Source organism: Isobaculum melis, assembly GCF_900111355.1.
In the GTDB taxonomy this organism is placed as follows: domain Bacteria; phylum Bacillota; class Bacilli; order Lactobacillales; family Carnobacteriaceae; genus Isobaculum; species Isobaculum melis.
In genome coordinates, this window is sequence record NZ_FOHA01000008.1 from 16,615 (window position 1) to 40,610 (window position 23,996).

The window sequence follows — 23,996 nt, forward strand, 5'->3', positions numbered from 1 at the left end:
TGCCAAAATAAAAAATTTCTTAGTGCGTTCATTTTTCTGAATGCGACTAAGAAATTTTTTTATTAGGTTCAGCTGTTTTACTTAATTTTATTAAAGATTGCTTGAATATAAGCCCAACTATATGGCTTAGGTGAAGTAGTAGTAGGCTGTAGATAGAGTGTTATCCAATACTCATTCTTTGCTGTTTTATCAATAACAGGAACACCTATTTGCATTTGTGAAGCAGTGTGAGGAATAGCTGAATCAGTTAGGATATGCCCCATATATTGGTAGTATTCTGGAACAATGGTATTTATCTGAAAGTATTTTCCGGCATTATTCTTATACAAAGCAGAAGTAGTATATGTATTGGAATCATTAACTACTGAACTAGCAAAAACATTTGCTGTTTCATACACAGTAGTCACATCTTCTGGCTTTTGTGCATCAACATTTTTAATCATGGTATACCCTTTGCCGGGAAGAATCGTCTGCTCATTATGATTTAAGACCACTTGTTGAATATGAAGTGTGATGTACTGTTTTTTATAGAAGTAAACAACTGTGATTGGTGTGTGTTGATGTGTGTTGATGTGTACCAGTTACGTTTGTAGGCATGTTCACTAAATCATAGTCTTTAAATGTTTTCATAAGGTAAGTGGCATCATAAGTAGAATCGATTGAGAAAGTGTTCTGTAGTATTTCTTCAGTAGCTAATAACTCATTTGTATCTTGGTCAAGAAATTGCACTTTTACCAGTTGAGGAACATTGGCACTATAAGAATTTTCTTCTATTTCTAATTGTGAGTCATAAGAACTGAATTCGACAAAATAACCTTGGATAAAATCAGGATCTGGATTGGTATTTGCTAAATCATTCCAAAATTTAGAGCCTCTTAAAGCAAATTGGAGTACATACTCTCCGTTTCCGCCAGCACCATAAATACTATTGTTTGGTTCAGGAGTAGCAAGAGCCCATCCGTCGTAGACACCCTCTGGAACATAACCGCCTAGAGCTCTTTTTTTACCAATGAAAAAAATTTTACCTGCTTCGGGTCCATTTGCCCAATACCAATTGTCCATTCCGTAATTATAGTCATCTTCTATATTTGAAATTGAGTCTTGGTCAATAATGGGTGTTCTGTCCTTATGAAACATTCTGGTTCCACCTAGCCAGCCGGGGTTTTTTGCAATAGAATTATAAATATAGTCATGCTCCACCTCGCTAGTGATTGTAGCAAGATATCCTGTTAATCCTTTATAAGTTATTTTTTTTGCAGCATTGTAGGCATCAAGCCAACTGGTGTAAGCTGGTACAAATTTATAATAGTGAGTGATTCCTTGAGGATCTTTCCAAGAGGAAATTTCTTCTGTACTAAGAGAAATAGAAATTTTTCCTTGTGTTTTTTTCTCATCATTAATTGAAAAACTCGCTTGCTCTAAGACCGCTTGTACATTGGCAGGAGTATTATTCTCTGTTAGTAAATAATTGATTGTAGCATCAGTTGGATTGTTAAAGGTTGTCCAACCAGTTGGTGCAGTGAGATTCAATGTCATCCCAGCAGGCATGGTAATGGTAATAGAAGCAACAGTTCCAAAACTTGTTTGCACAGATACCTCATTTAAAACAAATTTTTCCTGCTCTCTTTTAATGGTATATGTAAGTGGGGAAAGTGATGATTTTACAGAGGGATTTATTTCCTCGGCAAAGCTTGGTTTTGTAAGAACAAAAAGCATAATCAAAAAGCAATTTAATGCAAAGAAACTTAATTGTTTCTTATTTAATTGACTCATTATAAACAACTCCTATTTTCTGGTTTATTCGTGAAAGACTGACTGACAAAAATGTGTTTAATTTGAATACTAAAAAGGTGAGCTGAACTAACCTTTTGTTTGGTTAACTTGTCTAATTGTTTGACTGCTTTTCTGTATAGGAAAACCTATACTTATTAATAGATTTTAAGCTTTCTAAGTAATAATATAACAATGAAAAGTCGAGGTCAACTATGAAAGGTATTTTTTTATGATGATGTTAGGCATTTTTTTCTATAAGAGATCTTTTTATGAAAAAAATGTGACTTTTTAACTAATTTACGAAGGTTCGCTTTTTACTTTTATTAAAAACATCTTAAAAAACGAACGTTAATCTGTTTTTAATAAAAAAAAGCTACCTTTTTCTTCTATAAAACGATATAATGTTGAAAAGAACTAAAATAATGAACATTAAATAAATAATAGAGAGGTTATAGCCTATGAAAGTAAGAAGAAGTGAGCGTTTAATTGATATGACTTGCTATCTGTTAGAAAAGCCACATACGTTGGTTTCTCTAACTTTATTTGCGAATCGGTATGATTCAGCGAAATCTTCCATTAGTGAAGATTTGACCATTATTAAAAAGACTTTTAGTGATAGAGGGATTGGTACACTAGAAACAGTCTCTGGTGCTGCTGGAGGTGTCATGTTTATTCCTAAAACGAATAAAGAAGATGCTAAAGCATTTATTGAAGAAATGTGTGATCGTCTTTCTGAGCAGGATCGTTTATTACCTGGTGGCTATGTTTATTTATCTGATTTATTAGGAAATCCAGCGATTCTTAAAACAACAGGTAAAATTATTGCGACGCAATATCTAGACAAAGAAATAGATGCAGTGATGACTGTGGCGACAAAAGGCGTGCCAATTGCCCAAGCGGTTGCCAGTTATCTAAATGTACCTTTTGTGATTGTGAGAAGAGACTCTAAGATTACTGAAGGCTCAACTGTAAGTATCAACTATGTATCTGGTTCATCAGAGCGTGTTGAGAAAATGGAATTATCAAAACGCAGTTTAAAGCAAGGCTCTAGAGTACTGATTGTGGATGACTTCATGAAAGGCGGCGGAACTGTTAATGGTATGCGCAGCTTAATTGACGAATTTGAAGCAGAGCTTGTCGGTATTACAGTATTTGCAGAAACAAAATTCTCAGGAGAACGTATGGTGGAAGATTATACTTCACTTTTATGTGTAGATGATGTGGATGTTAGGGACAAGCGGATTCATGTCAGTCCAGGTAATTATTTTGACAAATTGAATAAATAATTAGATAATAGATGAAATTCAAAAGTTGACTAGTGGATAAACCATTTTTGTTTGTGAAAAATAGTTGAAAACATTAACACTTTATGGTGAATATCGTGTACAATATGAAGTGAATCTACAGTGCTATTGGAAAAACTCAGCTGAATATTTTTGATTTTCTTAAAATTTCGCAATTTTTGTTGAAAAATGGAAAAAAACTAGTATAGTATAATTTATGCTGGGGAGCTAATAAAGTTCTTACCTGGTCAACTGATGATTCGGGCAGGCACGAAACAAGGGAGAGAAAAACAAATGGACGTAACAGACGTAAGATTAAGAAAAGTCGACATTGAAGGTCGTATGAAAGCAATTGCTTCTATTACTTTAGATGGAGAATTTGTCGTTCACGACATTCGTGTCATTGAAGGAAATACTGGTTTATTCGTAGCAATGCCAAGTAAACGTGGGAATGATGGAGAGTTCCGTGATATCGCACATCCAATCAATATGACAATGAGAACGAAAGTTCAAGACGCTGTTTTAGCTGCTTATGAAGAAGCAGAAGATGCAATACCAGCAGTTACTGATGCTGAAGAGACACCTAACGAAGATGCAGAATAATTAGACAGGATCCTTTTAGGGTCCTTTTTTCATGCAAAAAATACCTTGTTTTCTTTATTTAAGACCTAGACCTTTCTTGAAGTTACATACAGTTTGAGGTATTATAAAGGGGTTGAAATTGTTTAGAATAAACAATAAATTAGATAAAGTGAGGAGCATTAACCTTATGAGTAATCGATATGCCGTTATTTTAGCAGCAGGTCAAGGTTCAAGAATGAAATCAAAATTATACAAAGTGTTACATCCAGTTGCAGGTAAACCAATGGTGGAACATGTAGTAGACCAAATTGAAAAAATTCAACCAACAGAAATTGTCACAATTGTAGGTCATGGTGCTGAACAAGTAAAAGCACATTTGGGTAGTCGTTCTTCTTATGCGACTCAAACAGAGCAATTAGGAACTGGACATGCTGTTTTACAAGCAAAAGATTTATTAGCAAATAAAGAAGGAATCACTTTGGTTGTGTGTGGTGATACACCTTTATTAACGGCAGATACCTTAAATAATCTTGTTGAATACCATCAAGAAAAAGGCGCACAGGCTACTATTTTAACAGCTTTTGCTGAAGATCCAACAGGCTATGGTCGTGTCATTCGTAATGAACTAGGAATTGTTGAGAAAATTGTTGAGCAAAAAGATGCAACTAAAGAAGAGGCTCGTGTACAAGAAATTAACACAGGAACCTATTGCTTTGATAACAAAATGCTATTTGAAGCTTTAGCACAAGTTGGTAATAACAATGCACAGGGTGAATATTATTTACCAGATGTGATTGAAATTTTAAAAGCGAAAGCACAAATTGTTGCAGCTTATCGTATGAAGGATTTTGAAGAAGCATTAGGCGTAAATGATCGCATTGCTTTGGCTGAAGCGGCTAAATTAATGCGTCTTAGAATTAATCATGAGCATATGAAAAATGGTGTGACATTAATCGATCCAGAAACCACTTATATTGACCGTGATGTAAAAATTGGTTCAGACACAGTGATTGAAGCAGGGGTTGTTTTAAAAGGGAAAACAGAAATTGGCGCAGATTGCTTGATTGGCGCACATTCAGAAATCATCGAAAGTAAAATTGCAGATAATGCTCAAGTAGTGAGTTCAAACATTGAGCACTCAACAGTTGCTGAAGCTGCGACAATTGGACCATATAGCCACCTACGTCCAAATAGTGTAATTGAAGAAGCTGCGCATATTGGTAACTTTGTTGAAGTCAAAAATGCGACAGTTGGTAAAGGAACAAAAGCGGGGCATTTAACTTATATTGGTGATGCGGAGTTAGGTGAGCATATCAATATTGGTTGTGGTACTATTTTTGTTAATTATGATGGCCAAAATAAATTCAAAACGATTGTCGGAGATTATGCTTTCATTGGAAGCAATGCCAATCTTGTGGCACCACTGATTATTGAGAAAAACGCAGTCATTGCAGCGGGTTCTACAATTACTCAAGATGTACCAGAAGATTCACTTGCGATTGCTAGAAGTCGTCAAGAAAATAAAGTAGGGTATTTAAAAGAGCAAAAGAAAAAATAAATTCTATCATTTTTCTAATATTGCTTGCTTTATTCCGTAATATTTCTTAGTATCTTATGTGTAGGGTATAAAAATTCTAATATAGAGAAAGTGGAGGACATTATGTCAGAACATTATTTTGATCCAAAGTTAAAGATTTTTGCATTAAACTCTAACAAGCCTTTAGCAGAAAAAATTGCTAAAGCAGTGGGAGTAGAATTAGGGAAATTGGCTGTGGATCAATTCAGCGATGGAGAAATTCGTATTAACATTGAAGAAAGTATTCGTGGGGCACATGTTTATATTGTTCAATCAACATCAAATCCAGTAAATGATAATTTAATGGAAATGTTAATTATGATTGATGCATTAAGACGTGCAAGTGCGAAAACAATCAACTTAGTTATTCCTTATTACGGTTATGCAAGACAGGATCGTAAAGCAAGATCTCGCGAGCCAATCACATCTAAACTTGTTGCCAATATGCTTGTAGCTGCTGGCGCAACAAGAATTCTGACACTAGACTTACACGCTGCCCAAATTCAAGGATTCTTTGATATCCCTGTTGATCATTTAATGGGTGCACCTTTATTAGCAGACTATTTCTTAGAAAAAGGCATTGCTCATTCTGATGATGTTGTTGTTGTTTCACCAGATCATGGTGGTGTAACACGCGCTAGAAAAATGGCGGAATATTTAAAAGCGCCAATTGCGATTATTGATAAACGCAGACCAAAAGCGAATGTGGCTGAAGTCATGAATATCATTGGAAATGTTGAAGGCAAGAAATGTATCTTAATTGATGATTTAATTGATACTGCAGGTACCATTACACTAGCTGCTAAAGCATTAGAAGAAGCGGGCGCAACAGCTGTTTATGCATGTTGTACACACCCTGTTTTATCTGGTCCAGCGTTAGAGCGTATCGAAGCATCACCAATCAAAGAATTAGTTGTAACAGATTCAATTTATTTACCAGAAGAAAGAAAATGTCCGAAAATTGTTGAAGTAACTGTTGGCGATTTAATGGGAGATGCGATCAAACGTATCCACGAAAATAAATCTGTTAGTCCGTTATTCGAAAATTAAGAGGGAATCAAAGGAAGTGCTAAGCCTGAAAAAGGTAGAGCGCTTCCTTTTTTTAACTGGAAATATGACAGATTTTTGACAATCAAAAAGAAAGTGGAAAAAGAAATTTTTACTTTTTCATTTTTTCCTATTGAATTTTATATAAAAAGAGTTAGAATAGGTTGGATGATGTTTAAATTTTGATTAAATATCAATGTTGTGAGAATAGCATTTTATATAGAGAATCTAACTGAAGGAAGCGATGAAATTGAAACTGAAAAAAAGTCAACATGGTATTCATAAACTATCGATAGCAGGTATGTTTATCACGTTGGGAATTGTTTATGGTGATATTGGCACATCACCACTGTATGTAATGAAAGCGATGGTTCAAGGCAATGGTGGCTTGGCACATATTTCTGAAAACTTTGTGTTAGGAGCAGTATCGCTGATTTTTTGGACAGTGACGATTTTGACTTCGGTTAAATATGTATTGATCACACTTCATGCAGATAATAATGGTGAAGGTGGGATTTTCTCTCTTTATACATTAGTACGAAGAAGAGCAAAGTGGTTAATTGTGCCCGCTATGATTGGTGGTGCAGCGTTATTAGCTGATGGGATGTTAACGCCAGCAGTAACGGTAACCTCAGCTATTGAAGGATTGAAGATTCTGCCACATTTCAATGATTTATTTGGGAATAATCAACATATCATTATTGTGCTTGTCATTACCATTATTAGTACGTTGTTTTTATTCCAACGTTTTGGAACAGAAAGTGTTGGGAAAATTTTTGGTCCAATTATGTTACTTTGGTTTTCAATGCTCGCTTTGTTTGGCATTATTAATTTAATGGGAGATTTTAGTATTTTACGTGCCTTATCTCCGCATTATGCCATTCAGCTCTTATTCAGTGATGAAAATAAATTAGGCTTTTTCATTTTAGGCGGTGCGTTTCTGGCAACAACAGGAGCAGAAGCACTGTATTCAGACTTAGGACATGTTGGTCGAAAAAATATTTATTGGACATGGCCATTTGTAAAAATCAGCTTAGTTTTAAATTATTTTGGCCAAGCTGCTTGGCTATTGAAAGCAAAAGAGACACCTGAATTGTATCCAGTAGATTCATTAAATCCATTTTTCCAAATTATGCCAAGTCAATTCTTGTTATTTGGTGTCATTCTTGCGACAATGGCTGCTATTATTGCTTCTCAAGCGTTAATTACAGGGTCCTATACATTGGTGTCTGAGGCGATTAAATTAAACCTATTGCCACGCTTGCATATTCGCTATCCATCGTCTTCAAAAGGGCAATTATATATTCCGGCAGTCAATACAACCTTATGGGCTGTCTGTATTGGGGTTGTTCTATACTTTAAGAATTCAGAGCATATGGAAGCAGCGTATGGCTTGTCTATTACTGTAACTATGCTAATGACCACTATTTTACTCTTTAATTATTTATTGAAACGTAAAGTATCCATTATCATAGCAGTCTTAATTACGGCCTTTTTTGCAGCATTTGAAGGCTCATTCTTTATTGCCAGTGTTGTGAAATTTATGCATGGTGGTTTTGTGGCAGTCTTTATTGCCTTAGCGATTTTATTCATTATGTATATTTGGATTCGTGGTTATTATATTAAGATGCGTCTCCAAGAAAATGTGGAAATTAATGAGTATAAAGAGCAATTGAGTCAATTGAAGCATGATGAGGATCAAGCGAAATATGCAACAAACTTAGTTTATCTGACCAATTGCCCAGAACATGGACAAGTAGAGCGTAAAATCATGTATTCTATTTTAGATAAAAGACCAAAACGCGCGGATGTTTACTGGTTTGTTAATGTCGTTGTAACAGATGAGCCTTTTACAGCAGACTATACGGTTGATACCTTAGGAACCGATTATATGTTTAAAGTACAATTAAAGCTTGGTTTTAGAGTAGATCAACAACTAAATGTCTTTTTACGCCAAATAGTCACAGATTTATTATGCTCTGGTGAAGTGAAGATTCAATCCAGAACCTATACCACATTACCAGGACGTAAAATGGGTGATTTCCGTTATATTATCATTCAAGAAAAACTTTCTTCTGAAACAAGATTAAGTGCAGCAGAAACCTTTATTATGCATGCAAAACTCTTTATTAAGAAGTTAACTGTTACACCAGCTAAATGGTTTGGACTTGAAACTAGTGATGTTGAAGTCGAAAATGTACCATTATTTCTTGGTAGCAGACATGATATTAAATTAACACGTGTGATGAAATAAATGGAAAGCAATCGTTAGAGAGTGTTTATTCTCTGATGATTGCTTTTTTATTTAAAATAAATCCTCTATTTTTACGTACAGTAATAATGAAAGGATGTGATCAGATGCTTTTTTTGATGATACTTAGCTTATATGGGAGTATTGTTGGGAGCTTTGCAGGCGTTTGTGGAATGAGAATTGTGCAGAAACAGTCTTTTTATACTGGAAGAAGTCATTGTGACAAGTGTCAGAGCGTATTGAAGTGGTATGAGCTCATTCCTTTATTTAGCTTTTTATATTTAAAGGGACGCTGTCGAACTTGTCAGCAGGTTATTCCTAAAGAAATTTTTGTATTTGAGTTGTTTTTTGCTAGTTTCACCCCGTTTCTATGGCTAACAGGAAATCATCATTGGCGTTTACTGCTTTTTCAATTTCTTCTGATAGGGCTATTAGCTGTATTGGCCTATATCGATATCAAAATCCAGCTTGTGCCTAATCAAGTGCATCTATGGCTGATGTGCTTAGTTCTTTTGAATTATCAAGGTATTCAAACCCATATAAAAGGAGGTCTGCTTATTTTTGTACCTTTGTTTATTTTAAGCTGGGTTACTGCTGAAGGCATGGGTGGCGGAGATGTTAAGTTATTTGGAAGTTTAGGGTTTGTTTTGGGTTGGAAAGCTATTCTACTGATTTTTAGTTATGCTGTTTTTTGCTCGCTACCAATTGCTATGTATATGAAGTTCTATAAGGGAAGGGATGGTGTTCCGTTTGTCCCTTTTATTACCATAGGCAGCTGCTTGTTTTTCCTTTTTAATGGAAGATAACAAGAGAAAAACCACAGCTAACTGTGGTTTTAAAGTCTATTCTTCTAAATCTTGAAACGCATTAGCTAACACTTGTTTTAATGTTTCAGCAGAATGGTTCATTTTGGCTTGTTCAGCATCTGTTAATGGCATTTCAATCACATGCTGAATACCTTGCCGATTAATTACTGCAGGCGCACCAATAAAGATATCCTTTTGTTGATATTGTCCATCCAAATAAACAGATAAAGGGAGGATCGAGCTTTCATCATTTAAGATGGCTTTAGTAATTCTGGCTAAGGCAACTGCAATACCATAGAAAGTTGCTCCTTTTTTCTCAATAATTTCATAAGCAGCATCTCGCACTTTAAAAAAGATTTCAACAAGTGCTTCTTCATCTAAATCAGGGTTATCTCGTGCCCATTCATAAATTTGTAAGCCACCAATATTTGTATGAGACCAAACAGGGAACTCTGTATCCCCATGCTCGCCTAAAATATAGCCATGTACATTTCGAGTATCAACTTGTGCAATTTCAGCAATTGCTTGACGAAAACGGGCACTATCTAAAGAAGTTCCTGAACCAATGACACGATGCTTTGGTAGACCAGAAAATTTCCAAGTCGCATAGGTTAAAATATCAACAGGATTGGTTGCAACTAAGAAAATCCCATCAAAGCCACTTTTCATAATCTCATCAATAATTGATTTGAAAATTTTCATATTTTTGTTGACTAAATCTAATCTTGTTTCTCCTGGCTTTTGTGCAGCACCAGCAGTAATAACAACAATGTCTGCATCATGGCAGTCAGCATAAGTAGCCGCATAAATCTTCTTAGGAGAAGTGAAAGCCAGTGCATGAGATAAATCAATGGCATCTCCTTGCGTTTTTGCGAAATCTATATCAATAATCCCAAGCTCTTGGGCTATGTTTTGTGTCACTAATGCAAAGGCATAACTGGATCCAACTGCACCGTCTCCAATTAGAATCACTTTTTGATGATCTTTTTCTGCTTCAATTGTCATAGGGAACGCCTCCTTTTTTCTTTCTTGCTTATTATAGCATTTGTCAGATTTCCATCACAATGATACGCATTTTTAAATGAAAGTTACTGATAAACTGCGTTACTTCTGCTATAATAAAAGGAAAATCAAGATAAGTGAGCATTTGCTGGGCGATTCATACTCGTGCAGCCATTTTGCGCATTCGATCATAATAGACAGAAATGGCTTATCTATAAGGTGAGGAACGAAGATGAAAATGATTGTAGGCCTGGGAAATCCAGGAGATAAATATAAAGGTACAAAACATAATATTGGGTTTATCACGTTAGATGAACTCGCTTATCAAGAAAATATGGTCTATAACAAAACTAAATTTGAAGCTGTTTATGCAGAAGGCTTTATAGGAGCTGAAAAAGTTTTATTAGTCAAACCACAGACTTTTATGAATGAATCAGGGAGATCTATTCGTCCTTTACTGGATTACTATCAAATTGAGTTAGAGGATTTAGTTGTAGTGTATGATGATTTAGATTTACCAGTTGGGAAAATTCGTTTGCGCCAAAAAGGGAGTGCAGGTGGTCATAATGGGATTAAAAGTATCATTCAACATCTTGGAACCCAGGATTTTAATCGCATTCGAATTGGCATTGATCGCCCAGAAGCAGGACAAACGGTCATCCACCATGTCTTGAGCAATTTTCCTAAAGTGCAGCATGAAGATATCTTGTTTGCAGTAAAGGATAGTGCAGCAGCTTTAAAATATTGGGTAGAAGGCCATCCATTTATAGATACGATGAATCAATTTAACAAGAAATAAGTGCAGAAAATCCTTACTGCGCTTGTTTTTGATGACTATTATAGAAATGAAGGTAGAGAGAAAAATGAGTAATTTAGTACAGCTTTTAGGGAAAACAAAAAAAGTCTCCGCCTTATTTGATGAGATTAAAACGAAGCAAAAGCAATTAGTGCTTGGTTTATCTGGCTCAGCACGGACTTTAGTGATGAGTGCAATCTTAGAAAAGAGACAAACACCGCTTCTTGTGATTGCACATAATTTATATCATGCCAGTCAATTAATGGAGGATTTTGCTTCTTTTGTACCAGAAGAGCAACTGCATTTATTTCCTGTGGATGAAATGTTAGCAGCAGAAATGTCGATTGCTTCCCCTGAGTACCGTGCAGAGCGTGTGGCAACAATGCATTATTTATTAAGTGAACAGGCTGGTGTAGTAGTGGTTCCTTTATCTGGTGTCAGAAAAATATTGCCACCAAAACAGATCTGGTCAGATTTTTCATTTAAATTAATTGCTGGGGAAGAATTGCCGATTCAAGAGATAGCAGCTGAGTTGGTAGATATGGGCTATACAAGGGAGCGAATGGTTGCAACACCAGGTGAATTTAGTATCCGTGGGGGTATTATTGATATCTATCCTTTAACAACGCCTTATCCCGTGCGAATTGATCTTTTTGATACAGAAATTGATTCATTAAGGTATTTTGATGTGGAAACACAACGCTCTTTGGAAAATTTATCTGAAATCACGATTTTGCCAGCTACAGATATTCTTGTAACAAAAGAAATGCTTCTACAAGCGGCACCTAAGCTGCATGCTGATTTCCAACGAAATAAAGAATTAATCACTGAGAAAGAAGCACAAGAGCTCTTTATTAAACAAATGACACCTATCTTGGATGCTTTTTCAAAAGGGGAATGGATAGACGAATTAGTGATGTTTACGGATTATCTTTATCCAAATAAACAAAGTATTTTAGATTACTTAAGTGAAGATAGTCTAGTTGTACTAGATGATTATCCTCGTATCATGGAAACAGAGCGTCGTTTGGCTGAGGAAGAAGCTGAATGGATGACCGCTAAGCTTGCGGAGCGTCGTATTTTACAAATGCAGCAATTTTCAAATGACTTTAGACAGGTAATTAAAGGTCTACCACAAGATTTGCTTTACTTTTCACTCTTTCAAAAAGGGATGGGCAATCTAAAGTTTTCTGCTATTCATAACTTTGAGTACCGCAATATGCAACAATTTTTTGGGCAAATGCCTTTAGTCAAAACAGAGATGGATCGCTGGCAAAAGCAAAATGAAACAGTTGTTGTAATGGTTTCAGATGAGGAACGAAGTAAGAAGGTGCAAGAAACTTTTGCGGAATTTGGAATTCAAGGTGTAGTGGCTGAAAAGGATCAAATTCAAGCTGGGAAAATCCAAATTATTGTGGGCACAATTCATAATGGTTTTGAGCTACCAAAGGAAAAGCTGGTTGTTTTAAATGAGCGAGAATTATTTAATACCGTTGCAAAAAAAGTGGCACGTAGACAGACCTTATCTAATGCCGAACGGATTAAAAGCTATTCTGAATTGAATCCAGGAGACTATGTGGTTCATGTGAACCATGGGATTGGTAAATATGTAGGCATGGAAACCTTAGAAATTAATGGCAATCATCAAGACTATCTGTCTGTTATTTATAAAGATGATGCCAAATTATTTATTCCTGTTACACAGTTAAACCTTTTGCAAAAATATGTTTCATCAGAAGCGAAAACACCTAAAATCAATAAATTAGGTGGCAGTGAGTGGGCGAAAACCAAACGCAAGGTTGCAGCAAAAATTGAAGATATTGCAGATGAATTAATTGAGCTTTATGCGGCAAGAGATGCTGAGGTAGGTTATGCTTTTGCTCCTGATGATGCTTATCAAAAAGAATTTGAAGATGCCTTTCCATATAGTGAAACAGAGGATCAGCTCAGAAGTGTGAGCGAAATTAAGCATGATATGGAAGGTAAGAAACCAATGGACCGCCTGTTAGTCGGAGATGTTGGTTATGGTAAAACAGAAGTAGCCTTACGTGCAATTTTTAAAGCGATTCAAGATGGAAAACAGGTTGCGTTTTTAGTGCCAACCACAATTTTAGCGCAACAGCATTATGAAACCATGTTAGCTCGATTTGAAGGATTTCCTATTAATGTAGGGTTACTTAGCCGTTTTAGAACGAAAAAACAACAAGAAGCAACGATTGAAGGCTTAAGAAAAGGGCAAGTAGATGTGGTAGTTGGCACACACCGCGTGTTGTCACAAGATATTCAATTCCAAGATTTAGGCTTGCTTGTGGTAGATGAAGAACAACGCTTTGGTGTGAAGCATAAAGAAAAGCTGAAACAATTAAAATCACAGGTAGATGTGTTAACCTTAACAGCTACACCAATTCCTAGAACCCTTCATATGTCAATGCTAGGTGTGAGAGATTTATCCGTTATTGAAACACCACCAGCTAATCGGTATCCAGTCCAAACATATGTGATGGAACAGAATGCAGGTGCAATTAGAGAAGCCATTGAACGAGAAATGGCTCGTGGTGGACAAGCATTTTATTTGTATAATCGAGTGGAAACAATTGGGAGGAAAGTAGAAGAGCTGCAAGATTTAGTGCCAGATGCTAGAATTGCCTATGCCCATGGTCAAATGTCTGAAACGGAATTAGAAAGCATTCTTTATCAATTTATTGAGGGCAGCTTTGATGTGTTAGTGACCACAACCATTATTGAAACTGGGGTTGATATCCCTAATGTGAATACATTGTTTGTTGAAAATGCTGATTATATGGGCTTATCCCAGCTTTATCAATTGCGTGGCCGCGTTGGGAGAACCAATCGTGTAGCTTATGCCTATTTCATGTATCAAGCAGATAAGGTGCTAAATGAGGTTAGCGAAAAACGTTTACAAGCGATTAAAGATTTTACCGAGTTAGGTTCAGGATTTAAAATCGCAATGCGCGATTTATCGATTAGAGGAGCAGGGAATCTTTTAGGTGCGCAGCAACATGGCTTTATTGATTCTGTTGGTTTTGATTTATATTCTGAAATGTTAAGTGCCGCAGTTGCTAAAAAACGTGGTTTAGAAACAAAAGAAGAAAAAACAGAGATTGAAATTGAGTTAGAAATTGACGCTTACATTCCAAGTAGCTATATTGAAGATGAAAGACAAAAAATTGAAATTTATAAACGGATTAGAGAGCTTAAGAGTCAAGAAGAATGGTTAGAGCTACAAAGTGATTTAATTGATCGTTTTGCAGAGTTTCCAGATGAAGTGGAGCAGCTTCTTGCTGTAGGGCAAATCAAAATGGAAGGTGAACGTGCCTTAATTGAAAAAGTAAAACAGGAAAAAGACACGATTTCCATGACCCTGTCTGAAGAAGGAACAAAACGCACACCAGCAGAAGAAATATTTAAGGCCTTAAGCGATGTCCCATTCCGGGCCAATATGGCTGTGAATAAAAATCAGTTGACTGTTAAGCTGGATATCCGAAAAGCTGAAACCTATCAATGGCTGAAAGGAATTTATCTTTTTGCATTAGGCTTAGCTACCTATCGACAAGAACAGACGAAATAAAAAGGAGGCGATAACATGGCTAATAAAGAAATGAAACATTTAATGAAAGGGGCAATTGTCCTTTCTATCGCAGGATTTATTGCGAAATTTTTAAGCGCCATTTATCGTGTTCCTTTTCAAAATATGGTGGGAGATGTAGGGTTTTATGTTTACCAGCAAGTTTATCCAATTTATGGCATTGGGATGACCTTTGCTTTAACAGGTTTACCTGTCTTCATGTCTAAGCTTGTTGCGGAAACTAAAGATGGTCCACATCTAAAACGAATGCTCAGAAATGCATTTTTCATTGTAAGTGTTTTTTCAATAGTAATTACAATAGGTCTATATGCTTTGTCGGATTATATCGCCCTTCAAATGGGTGATGCTCAGCTATCGAGTTTGATTAAAGCTGTTTCTCCAATGTTTTTATGTATGCCCTTATTGGTGATTGGAAGAGGCTATTTTCAAGGCAGATATGAGATGCGTCCAACGGCTGTTTCCCAAGTGGTTGAACAGATTGTTAGGGTAGCCGTGATTTTAATTGCAGCAGCTTTCTTTTTAAAAGGAGGCATGACCTACTATCAAATGGGGAGCAATGCAATGTCTAGTGCGTGGATAGCAGGGGTCTTTGCTAGCTTGATATTACTTTATTATTATGTGAAAAATAAGCAAACGATTCAGTTGGATTTAAACAGCAAGGTATTGAATACTGAAAAAGAAGGCATCTCAATGAGTGAATTGTTTAAGCGGTTTGCAACAGAAGGGATTGCGATTTGTTTATTTGGTGCCATGCTAGTGTTGTTACAATTAGTGGATTCCTTTACATTGTATAATGGCTTACTAGATGGCGGTGCTTCAAGCATAGCCGCACAAATTGCTAAAGGGGTTTATGATCGTGGACAACCATTGGTGCAATTAGGAATGGTTGTTGGAACAGGCTTTGCTTCTAGCTTAATCCCGATGCTCACGAGATATTTTGTGGTTAAAAAGCAAAAAGAATTTATTCGAACCAGTGCCTCTCTGCTACGCATCACTATTACGTTTTCAGTTGCTGCTACAGTTGGACTGATTACCTTATTGCCATATGTCAATCGCTTGCTGTTTTCAACCAATAGTGGTGCAATTGTCTTGGCTATTTATGTATTAGCTATTATTTTAGCTTCACTAATTGTTGGGTGTAACACGATTTTACAAAGTCAAGATCGACACAAGCCCGCCTTGTTGTCATTAATTGTTTGTTTAGGCTCAAAGGTCGTGCTTAATATGCAACTGGTTCCTTTATATGGAACAATTGGTGCAAGTATTTCAACTGTAACCTCCTTGCTTCTTATGCTGATAATTCTTTGGAAATGTCTGCCAAAAGAAGTGAGATTAAGCGTCAGTCAAAAAGGCTTTCTTTGGAAATTATTCCTTTGTTGTGTTGCAATGGTGATCATTGTCTATGCGCTTTCATTTGGTTTAGTCAGCTCACCAATTGGTGGAATGGGAAGAATGGGGGACTTTATCATAGCAATAGGTTGTGTGCTAGCAGGAGCGGGTGCCTTTTTATGGCTGATGATTCGTTTGAAATTATTTACATTAAAAGAATGGATTTCATTGCCATTTGGTAAAAAAATACTGAGAAAGTAGGAACATCAATATGGGGAAAATAACCATCGTTGGGCTAGGGGCAGGAGATATGTCACAGCTACCAATGGGCGTTTATCAATTGCTACAATCAAATCAGCCAATCTATTTGAGAACGAAGTTACATCCAGTTGTAACGCAATTAGCTGAAGAAGGTCTTATAATGGCATCGTTTGATGCAATTTATGAGCAAAATCAGCAATTTGATGGTGTCTATGAGCAAGTCGTAAAGGAATTGCTACAATTAGCAGAACAGCAAGATATTATTTATGCTGTACCAGGACACCCTATGGTTGCAGAGAAAACGGTTCAACTATTATTGAAAGAGCAGCAACAAATAACCGTTGAGATTGCTGGCGGTCAAAGCTTTTTAGATGATTTTTTTACAGCTGTTAAAATTGATCCAATTGAAGGATTTCAGTTATTAGATGCCCTTGCTTTAAATGGTGATCAATTGCAAATGAGTCAACATCTGATTATCATGCAAGTATTTGATGCTTTTGTGGCAAGTGATGTGAAATTACTATTAACTGAAAAATACCCAGATGATCATCAAGTAGCACTTGTTCATGAAGCCGGAAGTGCAAATGAAGTGGTTGAATGGAAGCCTTTATATGAAATTGATCGAATGGAGGGTGTGCATAACTTAACCTCTCTTTATGTGCCACCACTTCCTTTAGATGAACGCACAACTGAGTTTGCAACCTTGCAAAGCTATATGGATGAAATCACAGGACCAACAGGAGATATTTGGATTCGTGAACAAAATAATCAAAGCTTAGTTCCTTATTTAGAAGAGGAAACTGCGGAGTTAATCGCAGCAATTGAAAAAGATGACATTGACAATATGGTAGAGGAATTAGGCGATATTCTCATGCAAGTAATGTACCATGCGAGTATTGGTGAAAAAGAAGGCATGTTTACCTTTGAAGAAATGTTAGCCACACTTAATAAAAAGTTACGTAGAAGGCACCCACATGTTTTTGATGGTGTGACAATCAATTCCATTGCAGAATTAGATCAATTATGGCAAAAAATAAAAGAAACAGAAAAGAGGAAACACCAATGAGATTAGATAAATTTTTAAAAGTATCACGTTTAATTAAACGAAGAACTGTTGCAAAAGAAATGGCTGACAAAGGTCGGATTAAAATTAATCAAGTTGTTGGCAAGTCTTCTTCAGTAGTCAAATTAGGCGATGAACTAGCTATTAGCTATGGCAATAAAGAGCTAGTTGTCCAAATTGACCGTATTGAGGAAACAACAAAAAAAGAGCTAGCAAAAGAAATGTACCATATCTTAAGTGAAAATTATAAAAATGTAGGCGAATAAAGTTAGACAAAGCAGCAAATGGTTGTTATAATTTCTTTGATATTAATAATGAATGAGGTGAGATAGGCATGAATAGGCGAACTAAAAAGAATAAGAAAATAGAGAGTCTACAAAATGACTATACTCAAGAGAAAACATTAGAGGCTAGAAAACGGTCGAAAAGTAAACGTAATATGCGTAGACGTATGTCACTGATGCTAGTGGTTGGCTGCGTGTTAATTGGCTTATTAATCGTTCGTGTTTTTAACAATCAAGCCCGTATCAAAAAAATTGAGCAAGAGAAAATTGAGGCCACTGCTGAATTAAGAAATGTTGAGCAATTGCAACGCAATTTACAAAATAGAGTGACGCAACTACAAGATGAAAGTTTTTTGGCAAAGTTAGCAAGAAGTAAATATTATTTATCCAAAGATGGCGAACTCATTTTTAGAATGCCAGAAGAAGAGGAAGAGAGTGATTCCAGTAAGAAACAGCAAGATGCTACTGCTGAGAATGAAAAAAATGCAGATTCGACTGAAAATAAAGATTAATTGACATTTTTTTGAAAAAATAACGAAATTTGATGAAAATAACCATTGAAGTACAGCTATCACGTGATATAATGAAATCACCAGTTTTAAGGAGGAGCATATTTTTTATGTCAATTGAAGTAGGCAACAAACTACAAGGTAAGATTTCTGGAATTACAAATTTTGGTGCATTTATTGATTTAGGTCAAGGGAAAACAGGTTTGGTCCATATTAGTGAAGTATCAGATACATTCATTAAGGACATCAACGAAGTTTTAAAAGTTGGCGAAGAAGTTACTGTTAAGGTGATGTCAATTGGTGATGATGGGAAAATTGGTCTATCTATTCGTAGAGCAGTCGATAAACCGGCTGGAGAAACAAGACCAGCACCAAGCCAAAACCGTCCTTACAATAATGGCCCTAAAAAGAGCTTTAACAACAATAATAGAGGCAGCAGTTATTCAGACCGTGGTGGAAATAATCACCGTCAAGCTGCAGCTCCAAAAGATGATTTTGATTCTTTGATGAGTAATTTCTTAAAAGATAGTGATGACAGATTGACATCATTGAAGAGAAATACTGAAGGTAAACGTGGCGGCCGTGGCGGTCGACGCAATTAATTATACAACTAACAGAGGATAAGATGACTTATCCTCTTTTTGCTTTCATCATAAACGAATAGAAAGGAGAGGCTGTAAGATGTCGTTACTGCAGCAATTCATCACACAATTAAAGCAGTCTACTTCTATTAAAAAAGAAAGTAAACTATTGTTAGCAGTATCTGGTGGTGTAGATTCAATGGTCATGCTAGATTTATTTCAGCAATTACCAGCTGCTATTTTACCAGCATTTGCTGTTGTGCATATCCAGCATCAGTTAAGAGACGATGATCAGCTTGAACTGGCTTATTTGAAGCAGTACTGTGAGCAACATCAGCTTTCTTTTTATTCAAAAAAATGGGAAAAAGCAGACCAACCAATTTCTGGTATTGAAGCAGCTGCTCGGACGTTTCGTTATCAGGTCTTTCATGAAATAATGGCTGAGCATCATTACACCCATCTTGTTTTAGCGCATCATGGTGAAGACCAAATAGAAACGATTTTAATGAAATTGACAAGAGGCAGTAGCTTGCCAGGAATTGCAGCGATGCAAACAGAACGGCCTTTTTTCAATCAGCAGCTTGTGAGACCGATGCTTTCTTTTTCTAAGACAACACTTTATGATTATGCCAAAACATACGGTGTGACCTACTTTGAGGATAAAAGTAATACGGATCTCGTCTATACACGTAATCGTTATCGTCAAGGGATGCTCCCTTTTTTAAAAGAGGAAAATACACAAGTAATCGCTCATTTCCAACAATTTTCTGAGGCTTTACATGATGTATTGGCTATTGCAACACCTGTCATTCAAGAGCAATTAAAGCAGGTACAACTATCCAATAAAAATAGGTTATCGATTGAAAAAATATTACAATTACCTACTTATTTCCATCGTTTGCTACTAGGAGAATGGTTACAGCAACAGTTGACACCAAAAGAAGTCCCTTTTAATCAAGAACAGTTACAACAAATTGAAAGGCTGATTCAATCAGGTGGACCCAACCAATCAATTGATTTAGCTGATGGCTATCAAGTCAAACGAAATTATCAATCTGTGGAGCTTTGTAAAGGAATCACGCATAAGCCGATTCAGTCTACTAGTTTTTCATTGGCATTTGGTGAAACCATTGAATTGCCAAATGGACAAAAAATTACATTAACAGATACAGCACATTTTCAGGCTAAGAAAAATGAACAAGTGATTTATTTAGCAAAGGACGCGTTAGCTTTACCACTGACCATTCGCCACCGAGTGCCAGGGGATCGTATGACATTAAAAGGTTTAACGACAGGTTCAAAAAAAATAAAAGATATTTTTATTGACCAAAAAATTCCCAAAGAAATGCGAGAACAAGCCTATCTGATTCTTGATCGAGAAAAAAAAGTGATTTGCTTACTAAATTATAAGGAATCCCGATTGTCTATTGCTCAAGAAACTGATAAAATACAATACATACTCATCATTTCTAAAATGGATGAGTAGTGAGACTAGGAGGAGAATAAAGGCATGCAAAACGATATTCAAAAGATACTTCTTTCAAAAGAGGAATTAGCAGAAAAAACGACAGCATTAGGCAAAGAAATTACTGCAGATTATAAAGGGAAAAATCCTCTAGTAGTAGGGATTTTAAAAGGCTCTATTTTATTTATGGCTGATCTTCTAAAAGAAATTGATACACATGTTGAAATGGATTTTATGGCGGTTTCAAGTTATGGAAATGAAATGGTATCCTCAGGAGAAGTCAAAATCCTTAAAGATTTAGATACAAATGTTGTAGGACGAGATATTCTAATTGTTGAAGATATCATTGATAGTGGACGCACGCTTGCGTATCTTGCAGATCTTTTTAAATATCGTCAAGCGAAATCAGTCAAAATTGTGACCTTATTAGATAAGCCAGAAGGACGAGTTGTAGATATTACAGCAGATTATGTTGGTTTTAATGTACCAAATGAATTCGTTGTAGGATATGGCTTAGATTATGCTGAACGTTATCGTAACTTGCCATACATTGGGGTTCTAAAACCAGAAATTTACGAAGAGAAATAAATGGTCAGTTAAGGTCAAATGTGATATGATTACGAGGAAAGTATTTATAGTGAAAAAACATATAAAACTACGGAAAACGTACAGCCGAAAAGGCCATGTATGTAGAGGGAGGACAAGATGAACAAAATTTTTAAAAATAGTATTTTCTATATTATTGTCTTTCTGGGGATAGCTGGTCTAATCAGTTGGGCTACCGGTAGTGGCATTGGTGGTGGACAAACCAAAAACATTACTGCAAGCGAGTTCCAGAACCAATTAAAAGAAGGCGATATTAAAGAATTCACCATTCAGCCAACTGGTGGTGTGTACCAAATTAAAGGGGAATACGCCAAAGAACAAAAAGTGAGCTCAGAAGCTGACTCAAGTCAAGAAGGACAGTTCAATCTCTTTGGGAATTCAGATGCAAAAACAACTAAATTTAACACCTATGTCCTACAAAATGATGCAACCATTAAAGATATTTCGGATGCCGTATCTTCAACCGATACTAAAATGGAGCCAATCAAAGAATCTTCTAATATGTGGCTTTCTCTATTAGCTTCAATTGTGCCGTTTATTATTATTATTTTCTTCTTCTACATGATGATGGGGCAAGGTGGTCAAGGCGGCGGAAATGGCCGTGTGATGAACTTTGGTAAATCAAAAGCTAAAGAAGCAGATAGTAAATCAAATAAAGTGCGTTTTTCAGATGTAGCAGGAGCTGAGGAAGAAAAACAAGAGCTTGTAGAAGTGGTAGAATTCTTAAAAGATCCACGTCGTTTTGCTGCATTAGGTGCACGTATTCCAAGTGGTGTTCTTTTAGAGGGACCTCCAGGAACTGGTAAAACTTTACTAGCAAAAGCTGTTGCCGGTGAAGCAGGCGTGCCATTCTATTCTATTTCAGGTTCAGACTTTGTGGAAATGTTTGTTGGGGTCGGAGCAAGTCGTGTACGTGATTTGTTTGAGACTGCTAAGAAAAATGCACCTGCCATCATTTTCATTGATGAAATTGATGCTGTAGGTCGTCAACGTGGCGCTGGTATGGGTGGCGGACATGATGAAAGAGAACAAACATTGAATCAATTGTTAGTTGAAATGGATGGATTTACAGGAAATGAAGGGGTTATTATTATTGCGGCAACAAACCGTTCAGACGTATTAGACCCAGCTTTACTTCGTCCAGGCCGTTTCGATAGACAAATTTTAGTTGGTCGTCCAGATGTTAAGGGACGTGAAGCCATTCTAACCGTTCATGCGAAAAATAAACCATTAGCAACAGATGTTGATTTAAAAGTTGTTGCAAAACAAACACCAGGATTTTCTGGTGCAGATTTAGAAAACTTATTAAACGAAGCAGCCTTAGTTGCAGCTAGACGTAATAAAACGAAAATTGATGCAAGTGATGTTGATGAAGCAGAAGATCGTGTGATTGCGGGACCTGCTAAGAAAGATCGTGCAATCAGTAAGCGTGAACGTGATATGGTCGCTTATCATGAAGCGGGTCATACCATCATTGGTGTTGTCTTAAGTGATGCACGAGTGGTTCATAAAGTAACCATTGTGCCTCGTGGACGTGCAGGTGGATATGCTGTGATGTTACCAAAAGAAGATCGTTTCTTAATGACAAAAACAGAAATGTTCGAACAAATCGTTGGTTTACTTGGTGGACGTGTAGCTGAAGAAATGGTCTTTGACTCACAATCAACAGGTGCAAGTAATGACTTTGAACAAGCAACTGCTCTTGCAAGAAGCATGGTAACTGAATATGGAATGAGTAACTTAGGTCCAATTCAATATGAAGGCAATCACCAAGTCTTTATTGGCCGCGATTATGGTCAAACAAAAGCTTATTCTGAACAAGTTGCTTATGAAATTGACCAAGAAGTACGTCGTATTATGAATGAAGCACATATTAAAGCAAGAGAAATTTTAGAAGCGCATAAAGCGCAACATCAATTAATTGCTGAAAAATTATTAGAGCTTGAAACATTAGATGAACGTACAATCACAAGCCTTTTTGAAACAGGAGAAATGCCTGAAACACCTGTTGCAAAGGATTTTCCAAGTGAAAAAGAAGGTAGCTTTGAAGCAGCGAAAAAAGCTTTAGAAGAAAAAGATGCTGAAAAACAAACAGAAACTGAAACTTCTGTCGAAGTAGCAGATGATGCAGATGTGAAAACTGAAAAAACAGATGCAGATGCAGAAACTGAAAAACAAACAGAGGATCAAGAATAAAATAAGAACTGAAGGAATATGACTCTGTTATATTCCTTCTTTCTTACTGAATAAAAGGAGTTATGACAATGAGTGATTATTTAATCAAAACAGTTTGTTTTGAAGGTCAAATTAGAGCTTACGCAGTTTGTGCAACAGAAACAGTTAGTGAAGCACAAAGAAGACACGATACATGGAGTGCTTCTTCTGCTGCCTTAGGGCGTACAATGGTGGGGACAGTGCTCTTAGGAGCAACCTTAAAAGGTGACGATAAAATGACTGTTAAAGTTGAAGGAAACGGTCCGGTTGGCCCAATTATTGTAGATGGAAATGGTAAAGGAACAACTAAAGGTTATATTACAAATACAAAAGTGAGTTTACCTCCAAATGAATTGGGAAAAATTGATGTCAAAGGTGCAGTCGGTACAGAAGGTTCTTTAACCGTGATTAAAGATTTAGGGTTGAAAGATACTTTTTCTGGTACAGTACCGTTAATTTCAGGAGAATTAGGTGAAGATTTCACTTATTATATGGCGAATTCTGAACAAGTGCCTTCAGCAATTGGTTTAAGTGTTTTAGTAGATACTGATGACTCAATTAAAGCAGCAGGTGGCTTCATGATTCAAGTCATGCCAGATGCAACGAATGAAACGATTACCTTACTTGAAGAAAAAATTGCAGAAATGCCTTTGGTTTCAAGTTTACTAGATGATGGTGAAAGTCCAGAACAAATTTTAGCGCGTATTATGGGTGAGGACAATGTGAAGGTTCTTGAAAAAATGCCAATAAAATTTGAATGTGACTGCTCTAAAGAACGTTTTGCAACAGCGATTATTGCTCTAGGTGCGGATGAAATTCAGTCGATGATTGATGAAGATCATGGTGCAGAAGCAGAATGTCATTTTTGTGGCAAGCATTATCATTATTCTGAAGCAGATTTAGAAGAATTAAAAGCTGAAACCTTGCTGAAATAAATGCTAAGAGCCTTTCCCAAAGATTG

The 23,996-nt window shown here is 36.3% G+C and carries 20 protein-coding genes; 17 read left to right on the plus strand and 3 right to left on the minus strand.

Annotated features, from left to right (window positions below; genetic code table 11):
- Window positions 1-77: 77 nt before the first annotated feature.
- The gene (locus BMW29_RS07395; RefSeq protein WP_092651962.1) at window positions 78-443 is read right to left on the minus strand and encodes a hypothetical protein; all 366 of its coding nucleotides are present in this window, start codon (window positions 441-443) and stop codon (window positions 78-80) included.
- An 82-nt stretch (window positions 444-525) separates the two neighbouring features.
- Window positions 526-1,773: a MucBP domain-containing protein gene (locus BMW29_RS07400; RefSeq protein ID WP_092651964.1), complete on the minus strand. Its 1,248-nt coding sequence runs from the start codon at window positions 1,771-1,773 to the stop codon at window positions 526-528.
- A gap of 458 nt (window positions 1,774-2,231) precedes the next feature.
- On the opposite strand from BMW29_RS07400, the gene purR reads away from it, so the two are divergent.
- The 6 genes from purR to BMW29_RS07430 all read left to right on the plus strand — a co-directional run bounded on the left by purR (window position 2,232) and on the right by BMW29_RS07430 (window position 9,318).
- Entirely contained in the window at window positions 2,232-3,059 is an 828-nt protein-coding gene (gene purR / locus BMW29_RS07405; RefSeq protein ID WP_092651966.1) for a pur operon repressor, read from the plus strand.
- A gap of 291 nt (window positions 3,060-3,350) precedes the next feature.
- Entirely contained in the window at window positions 3,351-3,659 is a 309-nt protein-coding gene (gene spoVG / locus BMW29_RS07410; RefSeq protein WP_092652132.1) for a septation regulator SpoVG, read from the plus strand.
- A 166-nt stretch (window positions 3,660-3,825) separates the two neighbouring features.
- A complete protein-coding gene (glmU, locus tag BMW29_RS07415) occupies window positions 3,826-5,196 on the plus strand; it encodes a bifunctional UDP-N-acetylglucosamine diphosphorylase/glucosamine-1-phosphate N-acetyltransferase GlmU (protein WP_092651968.1) in 1,371 nt (456 codons plus the stop codon).
- Between the two features lie 102 nt (window positions 5,197-5,298).
- Window positions 5,299-6,264: a ribose-phosphate diphosphokinase gene (locus BMW29_RS07420; RefSeq protein WP_092651970.1), complete on the plus strand. Its 966-nt coding sequence runs from the start codon at window positions 5,299-5,301 to the stop codon at window positions 6,262-6,264.
- A 241-nt stretch (window positions 6,265-6,505) separates the two neighbouring features.
- Entirely contained in the window at window positions 6,506-8,515 is a 2,010-nt protein-coding gene (locus tag BMW29_RS07425; protein WP_092651972.1) for a KUP/HAK/KT family potassium transporter, read from the plus strand.
- Window positions 8,516-8,550: 35 nt separating this feature from the next.
- Complete coding sequence (locus BMW29_RS07430) at window positions 8,551-9,318, plus strand: prepilin peptidase (protein WP_092651974.1); 768 nt, start codon at window positions 8,551-8,553, stop codon at window positions 9,316-9,318.
- Between the two features lie 36 nt (window positions 9,319-9,354).
- Here BMW29_RS07430 and BMW29_RS07435 read toward each other — a convergent pair whose 3' ends face one another.
- Window positions 9,355-10,323, minus strand: a complete 969-nt coding sequence (locus BMW29_RS07435) for an L-lactate dehydrogenase (RefSeq protein WP_092651976.1) — start codon at window positions 10,321-10,323, stop codon at window positions 9,355-9,357.
- Window positions 10,324-10,552: 229 nt separating this feature from the next.
- On the opposite strand from BMW29_RS07435, the gene pth reads away from it, so the two are divergent.
- From pth to hslO, 11 genes are all read left to right on the plus strand, one after another.
- Window positions 10,553-11,119, plus strand: a complete 567-nt coding sequence (gene pth, locus BMW29_RS07440; protein WP_092651978.1) for an aminoacyl-tRNA hydrolase — start codon at window positions 10,553-10,555, stop codon at window positions 11,117-11,119.
- Between the two features lie 64 nt (window positions 11,120-11,183).
- Window positions 11,184-14,705 (plus strand): transcription-repair coupling factor, encoded by a 3,522-nt coding sequence (mfd, locus tag BMW29_RS07445; protein WP_092651980.1) that lies wholly within the window; start codon window positions 11,184-11,186, stop codon window positions 14,703-14,705.
- Window positions 14,706-14,720: 15 nt separating this feature from the next.
- On the plus strand, window positions 14,721-16,313 hold the full coding sequence (locus BMW29_RS07450; protein ID WP_092651982.1) for a putative polysaccharide biosynthesis protein: 1,593 nt from the start codon (window positions 14,721-14,723) through the stop codon (window positions 16,311-16,313).
- 10 nt (window positions 16,314-16,323) lie between these two features.
- The gene (locus BMW29_RS07455; RefSeq protein WP_092651984.1) at window positions 16,324-17,379 is read left to right on the plus strand and encodes a MazG nucleotide pyrophosphohydrolase domain-containing protein; all 1,056 of its coding nucleotides are present in this window, start codon (window positions 16,324-16,326) and stop codon (window positions 17,377-17,379) included.
- Window positions 17,376-17,642, plus strand: coding sequence for an RNA-binding S4 domain-containing protein (locus tag BMW29_RS07460; protein WP_092651986.1), 267 nt, complete (start codon window positions 17,376-17,378; stop codon window positions 17,640-17,642). The genes BMW29_RS07455 and BMW29_RS07460 overlap by 4 nt, the downstream gene beginning before the upstream one ends.
- Before the next feature lie 68 nt (window positions 17,643-17,710).
- Window positions 17,711-18,172, plus strand: coding sequence for an FtsB family cell division protein (locus BMW29_RS07465; RefSeq protein ID WP_092651988.1), 462 nt, complete (start codon window positions 17,711-17,713; stop codon window positions 18,170-18,172).
- A gap of 107 nt (window positions 18,173-18,279) precedes the next feature.
- Window positions 18,280-18,771, plus strand: a complete 492-nt coding sequence (locus tag BMW29_RS07470; RefSeq protein WP_092651990.1) for a S1 domain-containing RNA-binding protein — start codon at window positions 18,280-18,282, stop codon at window positions 18,769-18,771.
- A gap of 79 nt (window positions 18,772-18,850) precedes the next feature.
- Complete coding sequence (gene tilS / locus BMW29_RS07475) at window positions 18,851-20,236, plus strand: tRNA lysidine(34) synthetase TilS (protein WP_092651992.1); 1,386 nt, start codon at window positions 18,851-18,853, stop codon at window positions 20,234-20,236.
- Between the two features lie 24 nt (window positions 20,237-20,260).
- Window positions 20,261-20,803, plus strand: a complete 543-nt coding sequence (gene hpt, locus BMW29_RS07480; RefSeq protein ID WP_092651994.1) for a hypoxanthine phosphoribosyltransferase — start codon at window positions 20,261-20,263, stop codon at window positions 20,801-20,803.
- 117 nt (window positions 20,804-20,920) lie between these two features.
- On the plus strand, window positions 20,921-23,017 hold the full coding sequence (gene ftsH, locus BMW29_RS07485; protein ID WP_092651996.1) for an ATP-dependent zinc metalloprotease FtsH: 2,097 nt from the start codon (window positions 20,921-20,923) through the stop codon (window positions 23,015-23,017).
- 68 nt (window positions 23,018-23,085) lie between these two features.
- Window positions 23,086-23,970 (plus strand): Hsp33 family molecular chaperone HslO, encoded by an 885-nt coding sequence (gene hslO / locus BMW29_RS07490; protein ID WP_092651998.1) that lies wholly within the window; start codon window positions 23,086-23,088, stop codon window positions 23,968-23,970.
- Window positions 23,971-23,996: the final 26 nt, after the last annotated feature.